The 12,909-nt window shown below is 36.6% G+C and carries 11 protein-coding genes, 1 pseudogene and 1 other annotated feature; of the genes and pseudogenes, 9 read left to right on the top strand and 3 right to left on the bottom strand.

Annotated features, from left to right (window positions below; translation table 11 throughout):
• Positions 1-732 precede the first annotated feature (732 nt).
• The 4 genes from F895_RS20335 (at position 733) to F895_RS04495 (ending at position 2,705) form a co-directional block, all read left to right on the top strand.
• A complete protein-coding gene (locus F895_RS20335) occupies positions 733-930 on the top strand; it encodes a hypothetical protein (RefSeq protein ID WP_005243137.1) in 198 nt (65 codons plus the stop codon).
• A gap of 158 nt (positions 931-1,088) precedes the next feature.
• Positions 1,089-1,685 carry a phosphatase PAP2 family protein gene (locus F895_RS04490; RefSeq protein WP_005243135.1) on the top strand — a complete coding sequence of 199 codons (597 nt, stop codon included), beginning with the start codon at positions 1,089-1,091 and terminating at the stop codon, positions 1,683-1,685.
• A gap of 278 nt (positions 1,686-1,963) precedes the next feature.
• Positions 1,964-2,149 carry a hypothetical protein gene (locus tag F895_RS0119060; protein WP_010590169.1) on the top strand — a complete coding sequence of 62 codons (186 nt, stop codon included), beginning with the start codon at positions 1,964-1,966 and terminating at the stop codon, positions 2,147-2,149.
• Positions 2,150-2,363: 214 nt separating this feature from the next.
• Positions 2,364-2,705 (top strand): hypothetical protein, encoded by a 342-nt coding sequence (locus F895_RS04495; protein ID WP_005243133.1) that lies wholly within the window; start codon positions 2,364-2,366, stop codon positions 2,703-2,705.
• A 128-nt stretch (positions 2,706-2,833) separates the two neighbouring features.
• On the opposite strand, the gene F895_RS04500 is transcribed toward F895_RS04495, so the two are convergent.
• On the bottom strand, positions 2,834-3,556 hold the full coding sequence (locus F895_RS04500) for a pirin family protein (protein WP_005243131.1): 723 nt from the start codon (positions 3,554-3,556) through the stop codon (positions 2,834-2,836).
• Positions 3,557-4,708: 1,152 nt separating this feature from the next.
• Here F895_RS04500 and F895_RS04510 point away from each other — a divergent pair.
• From F895_RS04510 to F895_RS04520, 3 genes are all read left to right on the top strand, one after another.
• A complete protein-coding gene (locus F895_RS04510) occupies positions 4,709-5,725 on the top strand; it encodes an AraC family transcriptional regulator (RefSeq protein ID WP_005243127.1) in 1,017 nt (338 codons plus the stop codon).
• 435 nt (positions 5,726-6,160) lie between these two features.
• The gene (locus F895_RS04515; RefSeq protein WP_026040235.1) at positions 6,161-8,509 is read left to right on the top strand and encodes a TonB-dependent hemoglobin/transferrin/lactoferrin family receptor; all 2,349 of its coding nucleotides are present in this window, start codon (positions 6,161-6,163) and stop codon (positions 8,507-8,509) included.
• Positions 8,510-8,704: 195 nt separating this feature from the next.
• Positions 8,705-8,986 (top strand): hypothetical protein, encoded by a 282-nt coding sequence (locus tag F895_RS04520; protein ID WP_005243123.1) that lies wholly within the window; start codon positions 8,705-8,707, stop codon positions 8,984-8,986.
• A 45-nt stretch (positions 8,987-9,031) separates the two neighbouring features.
• Here F895_RS04520 and F895_RS04525 read toward each other — a convergent pair whose 3' ends face one another.
• Positions 9,032-9,958, bottom strand: a complete 927-nt coding sequence (locus tag F895_RS04525; RefSeq protein WP_005243121.1) for a LysR family transcriptional regulator — start codon at positions 9,956-9,958, stop codon at positions 9,032-9,034.
• Positions 9,959-10,076: 118 nt separating this feature from the next.
• On the opposite strand from F895_RS04525, the gene F895_RS04530 reads away from it, so the two are divergent.
• Together F895_RS04530 and F895_RS04535 are read left to right on the top strand one after the other, a co-directional pair.
• Complete coding sequence (locus F895_RS04530) at positions 10,077-11,057, top strand: MBL fold metallo-hydrolase (protein ID WP_005243118.1); 981 nt, start codon at positions 10,077-10,079, stop codon at positions 11,055-11,057.
• 104 nt (positions 11,058-11,161) lie between these two features.
• Positions 11,162-11,638, top strand: a pseudogene (locus F895_RS04535) (LysR family transcriptional regulator); the annotation flags it as partial.
• 39 nt (positions 11,639-11,677) lie between these two features.
• Here F895_RS04535 and F895_RS04540 read toward each other — a convergent pair.
• A protein-coding gene (locus tag F895_RS04540; protein ID WP_107114716.1) for an IS3 family transposase occupies positions 11,678-12,897 on the bottom strand; the annotation gives its coding sequence in 2 pieces (ribosomal slippage) (positions 11,678-12,621 and positions 12,621-12,897; 1,221 coding nt in all).
• Positions 12,506-12,622: a sequence feature (AL1L pseudoknot), on the bottom strand. (Overlaps the previous gene by 117 nt.)
• Positions 12,898-12,909 lie beyond the last annotated feature (12 nt).

The raw sequence follows: 12,909 nt of genomic DNA, 5'->3' as shown, positions 1-12,909 counted from the left end.
TTTTTATTTTAATATGTGATTTAAATCGCATATTGTCTTGCTTGTGTATAGCAATTTATTTTGTCTTATTCTAATTAAGTATTTATTTATCAGTCGCTTAAGATTTATAAAGATTTCCTAGTTAAATTTCAGGATATTTTTTATGTTTTTTCTATCTGTTGCTTTGTGTATTTTGTGTGTTTACTTTTTATGCTGCGGATGAATGATGCAATTAATATTCAAGGTCATAAATTTTGGATTCGATCCATATTCAGAATAGGTGATTAAGATTTTATAAAGATATTTTTAAGTAAAATCATGAAATTGTATAATCTATCTCTTCATCGATTTATAAGTTGTAGATGAAGGACTGAGATAAGCGGGAATAGCACATATAAAAGAAATTGATTTTTACTGGAATTACAAAAAAAAATAAATGGATCTGTTGTGCAAAGTTGTTTTTTAAAAACTCATTAGCGAGCTCTTTCTATGAAAATGGAACGAGTGATTTCATCCAAGAAGATCAAGGCAACGTCCTTTGTGAGATAAAGCTGGCTCTTATCGCTTGGGCGAGCATTTACTTGATGGTGCAATCTATTGATAAGTTTGTCTTGAATAATATTTACACTTTTCTTTTATAGAGTCTTGCAGACATTTCTTAAATTTGTAATCCTTGTTCAAAGGGTGTCTAGTTGAACTTAGGCAGGTGTTTGTTGTAGTCGGGCCGCTACAACTTAATTAAAGAGCACCTGTATGTTTAATCTAAAGATTTTTGACACAATCTCTACGGAAGTATTGACTTTAAAAAGTGATCTTGAACTGAATACAGAAATTCAACTGATCACAAAATATAAAAGTTCGCACTCCGAAGCCTATAAAAAAGCCATCGTTTTAATATTTAAAGAACGAGGTTATTCAAGCTTGGAAATAGGGCAATTATTAGGGTCTTAATTCTTAGATTTCTTTATTAAATCAAGATCACAGAAACGATACATTGCTAACTATATGTATTTATTTGAAATATAGTCAGTTCTGGAAAATTGTTTAGCGGATATAACAGTATTGTTTAGTCAATATGCTATATTCCTTCAATTTTTTGGGTTGCTGATATGAATATAGAGCAAGGTAATTTAAACCTATTTCATTTTATAAATGCCTCTGAAAACGCGTCTGAATTTACAATAAAGCTTGCGATATTTGTTGCTAATGATTTGTTATATTTAGTGGTTTTAGGTTTTTTGATTGCTTGGCTAAAAGGGAGTTTTGCTGTTAAAAAGCAAATTGTTAAAGCGACAATTTTTACTTTAATTGCTTTTATTGTTAGTCAGATCATCTCGAACTATTTTTATTATCCTCGTCCTTTTGTTGCAGAGATTGGACGGACGATTATAGAACATGCACCGAGTGGATCATTCCCAAGTGATCATATGCTATTTTTTAGCACCATCGCTTTCTCATATCTATTTTCTCAGCAAAAGCGTATCGGTTATATCTTCTTAATTCTTGCATGGTTTGTGGCGTGGTCTCGTGTTTATTTAGGGGTTCATTATCCTTTGGACATGATCGGGGCATTTACGCTTGCACTGTTACTCAATTTGGTCGGCATCTCGATCTGGCAGAAATATGGAAATTACTTGGTGAGTTGGATTTTAAAAGTTTACCAATATGCATTCTCAAAATTTATCAAAAAGGGATATATACGCTAACGATTCAGTTTCAATTAAGCTAAGTGTTTTAATCTAAAACTACGGTTTAACCGTAGCAAGCAAAGCAATACTTTAGCCACATTCTCCAGATGTGGCTTTTTTTTGATGATTTAAACAAGTCAGTTAGATAATTTCAGATGGGCACAATTCTTTAGCTGTGGGTGTGGCTAGTTCATGTATCAATAATATTGACTCAAAATTTAATCAGGAAAGTTTAGGCGCAGTTTCCTTCATTAATATCGGAACACGTGCTTGGATTAGCATCAAGATGGGGACTAATGCCATCTCAAAATATGCCGCATGATTCGGAAATAGCAACTTATACTAATCCTTTATATTTGGGTATTGAGGTGGTGCAAAGAATATATTTGGAAGCTGCTAATTTTTCACAGGTAAAGTGGGATGTTGTACCAGTGTTTATTTGGCCAGTCGTCATTTTGTCTTTAGCAGCATGGCTGTTTTGAAATCACTTGTCCCAAGATCTGTAGAGATGGAGATGATCAATTGTATTTAATCCAGCTAGATAAATTAAACTCGATACTTTCATGGATTGGAAAAAATCTTATATGATTTTGTAAAATATTTAGCTTAGATCATTCTAAGCATTAATCGTGTTGCTTAGTGTAAAAATGTAATAAAAATCAAGTATACTTCTCCAAACATTTTTATTAGATTGCTATGAATTTAAAAATATTAAGCCTATGTTTTATAGCAACTTTTTTAGGGGTGGGCTGTGGCGAGCAACCGAATAAAATTGCAGAATACTCAGAGGCGAGAAAACAATTTGATTTGATTGATCAGAAAATCAATGCACTCATGGATATCTTAGATAGCCCTCAGACAGAGCGAGCAAAACTGTTACAAGTCTTGTGCCATGATTATCCTGAGATATTTGAGAAGCAATACATCCCTGCATTATTGAAACTGGCATCCAAAGAATACACCGAGAAACAGTTAAGGAACGAACTGGAACTCGTTATGTCCTATTATGAACATAAATTACTGATCCGCTGCGAATAATGCATGTTTTGTGTATTAGGCACTGTGCTTGATGCAATTCTGTCTTTATAAATAGACAAATAACAAATAAGTCACCCCTTAACCTGAGTGCTAAGGGGGACTAGAGGAGTACAGGAATTCCGCTATTCCTATAGCATCGTTGGAACTTCTTCTGGGCGCATATCGAAGATCAGCACTTCCGCATGCTCTCCGTTGCGAAAAGACAAGGTTCCACCTTCTCGGATACGGGCTGCATCACCCGCATTGAATGTGTGACCATTGATCTCTAAGTGACCTTTAGCAACATGAAGATAGACATAGCGACCTTCAGGAATATTGAATTCAGCACTTTCATCACCATCGAATAGACCAGAATAAATATTGATATCCTGTTTAATAGTTAATGTCTTATCACCACCTTTGGGTGAAATCATCAAGTGCAGTTTGCCGCGTTTATCTTCAGGTGAAATATGTAATTGTTGATAGCTTTGTTCAGTATTCGCTTCATTGGGTACTACCCAAATTTGTAAGAAGTGAACCTCTTCTTGTGCAGAGTGGTTGTATTCACTGTGGGCTACACCACGGCCTGCACTCATCAATTGAATATCACCAGGAACAATGACTGACCCTGTCCCCATTGAATCTTTGTGCTCCAATGAACCCTCTAATACATAGGAAATAATTTCCATATTGCGGTGAGGGTGTGTCCCAAAGCCTTTAGAAGGGGCAACGATATCTTCATTGATTACCAGCAAATCAGAAAAGCCAACTTGTTTTGGATCCCAATAATCTGCAAATGAAAATGAGTGGCGCGACTTTAACCAGCCATGATGTGCGGCACCTCTTTCATGAGCTAAACGTATATCAAACATCATCATTCTCCTTATTCATTGTTTTAACTGAGTTTAGTTTAATGTATTGGTTTTAAGTTTCATCTAGAAGAAATGGAACGTATTGTTCTAATTTTATGATGTATCAAGAGTACGACAATAAAACATTTGTTGAACAAAGCGAAGCTCTATTGATGGCATAAAAGCGTTTATCGGAAGCGCAATGATCGAGATGATGGCTTAAAGCTTATTCTTCGTTCGTTGAGATTGGGGGAGTCATGAGCGGACGATAGGTCAGGAAGAGAAATCATATTGTGTGTAAAAATAGACAATTTTACTGTCTAAAATGCTAATAAATTTCAAATGAAAAAGTTTATGGTTATTTTGATCGTATATAACTAAGGTTTGGATGTGGTATATAAAAAAACGATAGTATCGGAATATCGGAAAAGAAATAGAGAAAATGAAGTTGGGGTGAGTAAGTTTTACCTAAAAAGTTATCTGGTTTTTTTGTTAATGATGTGTTTATGGAATACCAATATTGGATATGGTTCTTTGTTCTTATATTTTTTAAATTTTGCTCTTGAAATAGTAAGTGAGTTTTATTTTTTAGTTGGCTTTTCTCTTATATTTAGTTTTATTGTGATTTTGTTTTTGGTTTTTATGATGTTTCTAATAGAGTTATTTTTCCTTAATAAAGAGCTATAAAATTTAGTAACTGTATTTTTTGTCTATTTGGGGAATGAAAAATAATGCCGATTTAATTTTACTATCAGTTTTGCAATGTTTCAATTTGATGATAAAAATTTTGTTTAATGGATGAAGAGGTAAGATAAAATATCAATTTTAAAATAAAGATTTAATAATATTTTTAAAAAACTGAGATTAGAAATGTGAATACAAATATCCTTTAACTGTCATTTTTATGTAGACATCACCCTCTGTGCTCAAAAACTTCCTTGAAATGATAAATTTTTTTATTGAAATGATAATTTTTTTATTGAGTTTTCAAGTAGATTCTTAGCATTATCTGTGACAAAAGTCACAAAAAAATACTTTTTTGTTTTGCATGCAAAGAGGTAAAAGATCAACGTACTGTGAATTTTTTAAATTGATTAAATAATATACTTACATGATTGGTTTTGTGATTCCTTCTTGGAGGTGTGGTTTTTGATATGATGTAGAGTAGGTAGTATGGTGTTGAGTCATCCTAATCAAGTTAAATTAGTATCAAGTGCGATGCTTAATTTATTGATTTATTTCTGTGTAAAAAATGATCTTAAAAATGCAAAGTATTTGAGCGAATATAAAACAAATCAGTTGATCCCATTTGATGAGTGGGCCGAATTGTTAGATGAGATTAATCAAAAATATCCCAAGCCAACACTAGGGCTGGAAATATCAAAATATGCTCAGCCTAAGCATCTTGGTATATTGGGTTATATTGGGTTGTCTTGTGAAAATATATTGGAGGTGTTAAATTTTTTTATAAAATACCAAAGACTTTTTTGTGAGACTAAACCAGCAAAAATGTCTGTCTCTGATAAATTTATTGTCATAAGCTGGGGGGTAGATCCTTATAGTAAAAATAATGCACTGATAGATGAGGTGCTAATGGGGGTTTTCTATGTATTTTTAAATCAATTAGTTCATCCTAATATTATCGAAGTACATCAGGTTGATTTTTGTGTAGAGAAAACAAAAAATTTTTATAATTATGAAAATTTTTTTGGATGTCCTGTTGTATTCGAAAGTGAAGAAGTTGCAATCTACATCTCAATGAATAGTCTTGATCTAAAAGTATCCAATGCTGATCCAGTACTAAATGATATTTTACTGAAGCAAGCAAACTTATTACTTTCTAAACGCCCTCATCTTGATGTTTTTGATGAGTTGATCCAAAAAACGCTGATTCAAGCGGTAAAGAAGGGGAATATTAGTGTTGATTATGTTGCACATAAAATTGGTTTGCCGTCTCGTATATTACAGTTAAAATTAAAGCAACAAGGCTATACCTTTAAAGAAAAGCTGAACCAAGTACGTCGAGATTTAGCTTTTGATTATCTTGCGGATCTGAATTTAAGTATTCTTGATATTTCGATGCTGTTGGCTTATCAAGAGCAAACCTCATTTATCCGAGCATTCAAAGCGTGGACGGGGATGAGTCCTTTACAATATCGAAAGAAAAAAATCTTAAATCATCATTCATAATTTTATTTGTGTTGCAGGAGGTTGACCAAGTTCTAGTCACGGTTTGATTTAGTAGTTTTCAAGCTTTATCAAGTTTGATAATGAAACATAAGCGCCATTATAGTGAAATATAAATCGCTGCTTCAGTTGAGGCTGAACACACAAAACTGTCAAAAAGAACCTGTTTTTTGTCAATATCCATTTACACATTCAAAAATGTAAATGATAATTAATATCATTTATTGCTTTTATGCTATTGAATGATGAATAATTCTCTTACCCCATTTCCATCACGCTTGCTTGACACTCTTTATACCGACTGCGAGGGCCTCCACTGCAATCTTTAAGTCGAAGCTTTGCTGTTAATTTTTTACATTATTGTTTTTTATTTAATTTTTTGGTTGTTTTGTGGCCTGTTTAGGCTGCTGATGAATTTTTATCTTTTGGTGAAGATGTATGTCTCAATCCCTCTCTCAAACAATGGTAATAAAGCCACTTGTAATGGCTATGGTTTTATCTATGAATTTATTGACCACATCTGCCTATGCCGATAGTAGGACAGGGGGGGCTTTGGTGAGTACTACGATAAAAGAACAAACCGTACAAGAAATATTGTTCAAGACCAAGGCACAGAATCAAATCTATCAGATGACCCCCATTGTTGTGCAAGCGGAGAAAGAAGATACCATCCAGTTTGGGCAGAGCGTATTAAATCAAAAAGCCATTGATCGTTACCAAGCCAACAATGTGGCTCAATTGCTGGATCATATGCCGAGTGTGGGGTCAGCAGGCTCACCACGACCAGGCGGGCAAACCATTAATATTCTCGGCATGGGTGGGGTTGAGGATGTACCAATTACTTTGGATGATTCGGTCAAAAGTTTTGATAAATATCGTCAAGGATCAGTTTTTATCGAACCAGAACTCTTAAAGAAAATTACGGTGGATAAAGGCCCTCACAATGTTGAAGTCGGTAATGGCGGCTTCGGTGGTAAGGTGACCTTAGAAACCAAAGATGCGACTGATCTGCTCGATGAGAATAAAAAGGTGGGTACCTTTGTAAAATACTCACGATTCTCCAATAATCAGCAAAATACCTATACGGGTGCGGTCTATGGAAAAACTGAGGCCGGTGGGGCTGACGGGATGTTTTACTACACCAATCGGGACAGTGGTGATGTTAAACGTCCAGATGGTTCTAAATTCTTATATTCAGCGCAACAGCAAGAGACCTATTTGGCCAAACTGAATTTTCATCCGACAGACAGTCAAAAAATCAGTTTGAATGCGATGCAAAGTGGGCATACAGGGTGGGAACCTTTTGCTGCTATGCGAGATCAGGATGCGGTGCCCACTGAGGCAGATATCAAGAAATATGGTTATGAGGAAGCATGGAAACGTCGTTTGGTTTATCGTGATCAAAATGATAGTAGCTATTCAGTGGGCTATGAGTTAAACCCTGAAGCAAATCCCTATGTGAATTTGAAAGCAGTCGTTTCTTATTCAAAGACTGACCAGCATGATCAAAGATTACCAAGTGTAAGTGGCTCGGCTGCAACACTGGGCAATGAAAGCTGGGTGACTTATACCAATACCGCATTTAAACTCAGTAATATCAGTGATATTGCGACTGAATATGGGATGCATAAAGTAAAGGTCGGGGCGCAATATCAAAAAATGGAGCAGAATTCGCTCATTTATGATAAGAATAATGCTAAAAAACCTGATTATAATTTTGGTTATTATGAGCCAAACTATATGCCTTCAGGCAAACAGCAAATGCTCAGTGGCTTTGTAGAAGATCAATATCAGGTTGCCAATTTCACGATTACACCATCACTTCGTTATGACCATATTACCAATACCGGTAATCCGAACCGAGCACCCCGTTATAATGACCCCAGTGCAGGACATGATTATTCAAGCAAAACTTATACGGGATGGTCGCCGCGTTTAGCCTTGGCATGGAAGCAGGCAGATTATCTCACCTGGTTTGCCAATATCAGTAAAACTTGGCGTGCCCCTCGTGTAGACGAGCAATATTATGTGCAATCCGCTATGACCTCGGTGCCATCCACCAGTCGTTACTTATTACCTGAAAAAATGTTGGCGATCCGTTTAGGGAATGAAATGAACTTTGATGATCTTTTTTCGACAGAAGATCATTTGCAAGTTCGCTTGACCTATCATCACAATCGTGGCGGTGATGAAATTTTCCGTAATCGGTCAACGTTTTGTAAAGCACAAGCTGAAAATAATGCCAATGGTGGTAATGGCAGTATCAATGACTGTAATGGAAATTATAAGCACGGTTTTTACCGCAATGTCACCGACTATACCATTAAAGCTTATGAAGCTGAGATTTTCTATAATCAGTCCACTTGGTTCACGGGTTTAACCTATTCGTATATTCGGGGGCAACGTGATAACTCACCTGTCAATCCATGGTTTGAGCAAAAAACATGGATGACGGATATTCCACCGAAAAAGGCAACAGCAACACTGGGGGTAAATGTGCCTGAACATCATCTCACTATGGGCTGGCGCGGAATTTTTGTGGCTAAACAAGATCGGAGTTTGTCGGATAATGATAAATCGATTGCGGCATCTTCCTTTTCTTTACCTAAGACCAAAGGTTATTCCCTACATGGTGTTTATGCGGATTGGCAACCTATAGGGGAAAAAGGGCCTAGATTGAACCTTTCAATCGATAACTTATTTAATCGAGACTATAAAATGTATTTAGGTGAATATATGACGGGTACAGGTCGAGATTTTAAACTCAGTATTTCCCAGACCTTCTAAACCCAGACGGATGACTTTAGTGCTCCAAATGAAATACAGGTGGCATTGTTAGCCACCTGTATTTTGTTTGAACGGCATAATTTTTAGTTCTAAAGGCTGAAATTTTCACGATATGATAATTTTTTGCATATTTGATGTTAATTTTTCTGAGGTTGTTTTTTATACAATAAGGTGAGCTTGCATAGAGCACCGAGAATGAAGAAATGGATTTGCTTAACATGCGGAAAATATAAAAACGTTGAACCAGAAGCTTTTAAAGCAGGACAAATTGTATTTTTTTATCAATTTAGAATTGAAGCAGAAGAAATCTATAAAATAATAAGAAAGGGGGTGATACTAAAAAGAAAAGCTCAGGTTTTAACCATCTTGGATTGTGGGGAAATTTTCTATCTAAAAGATAATGATGTGTATCCTGAAGATGCACCAGTTAACTTTATTTATAATATGTTTGGGGAGTGTATTTGTATTCTAGATTGATTTTTAAAGTAATACATTGATATTCATTGGTTTGTAATAAGTTCTTTAATTGTGAACTGCTTCAGTGAGCTTATGTCGTAATCTAGGAATTGAAAAATCTAAAAAAAGTTTGGTTGTCAGTAATACATTTTGTCGTGTAGGAATAAGTGCATTCACAAGCGAATCTTGAGGGGACCATCCTGAGTGTGTTTCAAATACATTGACAAATTGACCTGATTTCAATTCATCGATACATAAATACAAAGGCAAGACAGCAACCCCCATGCCTTGTTGAACGACTGATTTAAGTACAGACATATTGCCACAACCAATATAAGGCTCAAGTTGAACCATATGCAGATCATGATTTGCGTTTAAAAACACTTTGGATACCAAGTTATTTTGAACTGAAAGGGCGATAAAGTTAAGGCTCTTGAGCTGGTCGGGGTGATGAAGCTTTTGCTTGTCACTCATATAGTTCTGACTAGCAACCAACACCATCGGTAAATCACAGATCGGACGGACAATGAGACTGGAGTCATTTAGTAGTTTGGAGGAGATTCGGAAAACCAAGTCGACCTGTGCATTGATCAAATCAATATTGTGGTCTGATGTATTGATGATCAGACGTATCTTTGGGTATTCATGCAGGAATAAATCAAGAAGAGGCAATAACGCTTCTTGGGCAAAAGTTGAGGAGCAGCCGATTCTTAATGTGCCTTTAGGATCACCCGCAAGATCCGTTGCAACAGCATAAGCATTTTGTGCTGCCTGTTTTAAGGCCTTTGCATGAATATAAACCTCTTCACCAGCTGGTGTAAGTGCAACATTTCTTGTATTTCGATGTAAAAGGCGCACCCCAATTCTGTTTTCAAGGTTTGCAATATGTCGACTGAGTTTGGAACGTTGTATGCCGAGATTGCGTGCAGCAGCAGAAAAACCAGTGTGTTCCACAACTTCAGCAAATAACAAAAGATCATCCAGTTTTTGCATGACGCTTTCAGTCCGTATTGTTGCTAATTTTAGGACAGTATATTGTGATTTTTATGGGTTTTGTCTAAGGGGGGAAATTGTTAGATTGAACTGCATAAAATCAAGACAGGGCGTATCGATGGGCACATTTAAAAATCAAAGAATTAGCGCTTTTTGGGGCAATAAAATTTTTGTAGCATTATTGCTATCATTGCCTCTAGGCTCTGCTTTTGCAACAGATAATGGCATTTCTGTAGATCAATCACTGTATCAGAATCGTCCTGTTTTAACTGATTTCACAGCGGCTTCCTGTCCTGATAATCCCAAAAGTTTAACCCAAGTTAAGGGTAATCTGTATCGACATACTACTGGTGCAGGCTTAGCCGTACACAGTGGTTTGGTCTTGATTACCAAAGAGGGAGCTTTGGTAATTGATCCTGCGATGACTTGTACATCGACATGGTTAAAAGATGAAATTAAAAAACGTTTTGATGTACCTGTAAAATATGTGATCTATACCCATGCGCATGCTGATCACATCAGTGGTGGTCAGATATTTAAAGCGGATGGTGCCACCATTGTTGCCAATCAACGTACTATTGAACCGATTGTCGGAGAAAAGTTGCCAACAGCATTGCCTGATCGAGTTTTTGATCAGGATATGAAAATTAGTCTTGGAGGGGACGAGGTTCTACTACATTACGTCGCACCAAGCCATTCTGACAGTATGGTCATGGTACTTTTTCCCAAATATAAAGCACTGCAATGTACCGATGTCTGTGAAAGTAAAAGTATGCCGTACAATGATTTCTTAGACTTTTACTACACGGGATGGATTGACACCTTGGACTGGGTGATCAAGCAAGATGTCGATTTTATTGATGTTGGACACTATAGTCCTGCAACGCGAGATGATCAGATAGCACTGCGTCATTATATTATCGATTTACACCAACAAGTACTGGATTTAGTCCGTGCAGGCCAGTCATGGGATCAACTTTATCGTAACGTGAAATTTAGCTCTGATGTTCAGAACTGGATTGGTTTCAGTAGCATGAAAATGCCAAATATTCAGGGGATGTATCGTTGGGTGAGTAATCATCGCAGAGGAAACTGGTAAGGGATGATCCATGTGTCATCTCTTTCAGAGGTCAGTATAAGGTCGATGAGGTTAGATTGAGCTGATTTCGATGCGATCTAAACAAGAAATGGAATGGTGTTAAAGTGTTAGAAATTAAAGACCTAGAAACTTTTGTATATGCTGTTGAGAACTCTTCCTTAACTATTACCTCTGAACAACTCGGTATTGATCAGTCCACTGTGACTAAACGAATTAATAATATCGAACAAAAACTCAATGGAAAGCTATTCAATCGTAAGAGTCGCCCTTTACAGCTGACTCAATTGGGTGAAAAAGTATATTTTAAAGGACGCTATATTCTTGAGCAGATGCAGCAGTTAGAACACTTTCATTTACAAGAAGAGGCTTCATTCCAAGAAAAGATTAAAATCGGAATTCCTGTCACCTTGGTAGATGATCTATGTGAATATGTTTATAAAAATTATAACAACGATCACTATCTGGCCGAAGTAGAAATACAAAGTGGATGGGGACGAAGTTTGATTCAACAAGTGGCAGAAGATGAATTAGCACTTGCCATTGTCATGATTCCATCGAATATTCATTTTGCCAATGAGTTATGAACCGTACCGGGTTTGTCGGAGACTTTTTTATTTAAGTTAGGCCACCTGACCTAACGGGTTAATCTTATCATAGTACATTGCTTCAAACTCAAAAGGCGATACATAACCCAGTGCACTGTGTACACGCTTTTTATTGAACCAATCTACCCAGTTTAGTGTCGCAAGTTGTACATCTGCTAAACCTTGCCAATCTGCTTTTAAATATTCAATCACCTCTGTTTTGTATAAGCCATTCACCGTTTCAGCCAGAGCATTATCGTATGAATCACCTGTCGTACCGACTGATGCTCGTAAATTTGCAGCATCTAAACGATTGGTATAGCGAATAGAAAGATATTGAACACCTCTATCGGAATGATGAATCACATTCTTTGGCATGCCTCGATCGTGCAATGCTTGCTCCAATGCATCGAGCACCATATCTGTATTCATCCGTGTAGATACTTTCCATCCAACAATTGCTCGTGAGAACACATCAATAATAAAGGCGGTATAGACCCAGCCTGAATGTGTTTGAATATACGTAAAGTCACTGACCCATAATTGGTCAGGTCGATCAGCACTAAAATTCCGTTTCACTAAATCATCTGCTCGTTTTTGATCATCTCGGCTACGGGTGGTTTGTTTATTCTTACCACGCCAAACACCTTGTATACCTAGCTTTTGCATCAATCGAGCAACTGTACAACGTGCAATAACATAACCCTCACGTTTCAATTTTTGCCAAACTTTACGTACACCATATCGACCTGAACTTTCTTTCCAAATACGTTTGATTTGCTCTGCATGATGTAAATCATGCAGAGCACGTTTCGCTCGATGTTCTGGGTTATCAACGAAATCTAAAGCCCGATAATAGGTCGAAGCTGCAATCGGTAAAATTCTACAAATCGCTTCAACACCATATAACGCCTTATTGTTATGGATAAAATCCACCATTATTTGTGTGGGCGGTCGAGCTCCGCCTGGGCGAAAAAAGCGGCTGCTTTACGTAGAATTTCATTGGCACGTTTTAATTCTTTAATTTCACGTTCCATTTGCTTCATTTTTTCTTGGTCAGATACCTGTTGTACTTTGGCGGGATTTTGTTGATCTAAGTATTTTTGATACCAAACACGAAGTGTTTCAGGAGTACAGCCAATTTTAGGAGCAATTGCGGAAACTGCTGCCCAATTCGATGGATAATCTTTTTCAGATTCAATTAGTAATTGAACCGCTCTTTCTCTAATTTCGGGGGTATAGTTTGGTTTTTTCATCGGAATAGTCTC

Origin of the sequence: Acinetobacter sp. CIP 64.2, assembly GCF_000369645.1 — a bacterium.
GTDB lineage: Bacteria > Pseudomonadota > Gammaproteobacteria > Pseudomonadales > Moraxellaceae > Acinetobacter.
The sequence above is the reverse complement of the archived record's forward strand: the minus strand, read 5'-3'. Positions and strand labels throughout refer to the sequence as shown.

Excerpts from the sequence above, each read along its gene's own strand:
- F895_RS20335 (WP_005243137.1), top strand. The coding sequence starts at position 733 with ATGTTTAATCTAAAGATTTTTGACACAATCTCTACGGAAGTATTGACT.
- F895_RS04520 (WP_005243123.1), top strand. The coding sequence starts at position 8,705 with ATGAAGAAATGGATTTGCTTAACATGCGGAAAATATAAAAACGTTGAA.
- F895_RS04525 (WP_005243121.1), bottom strand. The coding sequence starts at position 9,958 with ATGCAAAAACTGGATGATCTTTTGTTATTTGCTGAAGTTGTGGAACAC.
- F895_RS04515 (WP_026040235.1), top strand. The coding sequence starts at position 6,161 with ATGTCTCAATCCCTCTCTCAAACAATGGTAATAAAGCCACTTGTAATG.
- F895_RS04490 (WP_005243135.1), top strand. The coding sequence starts at position 1,089 with ATGAATATAGAGCAAGGTAATTTAAACCTATTTCATTTTATAAATGCC.
- F895_RS0119060 (WP_010590169.1), top strand. The coding sequence starts at position 1,964 with ATGCCATCTCAAAATATGCCGCATGATTCGGAAATAGCAACTTATACT.
- F895_RS04495 (WP_005243133.1), top strand. The coding sequence starts at position 2,364 with ATGAATTTAAAAATATTAAGCCTATGTTTTATAGCAACTTTTTTAGGG.
- F895_RS04530 (WP_005243118.1), top strand. The coding sequence starts at position 10,077 with ATGGGCACATTTAAAAATCAAAGAATTAGCGCTTTTTGGGGCAATAAA.
- F895_RS04510 (WP_005243127.1), top strand. The coding sequence starts at position 4,709 with ATGGTGTTGAGTCATCCTAATCAAGTTAAATTAGTATCAAGTGCGATG.
- F895_RS04500 (WP_005243131.1), bottom strand. The coding sequence starts at position 3,556 with ATGTTTGATATACGTTTAGCTCATGAAAGAGGTGCCGCACATCATGGC.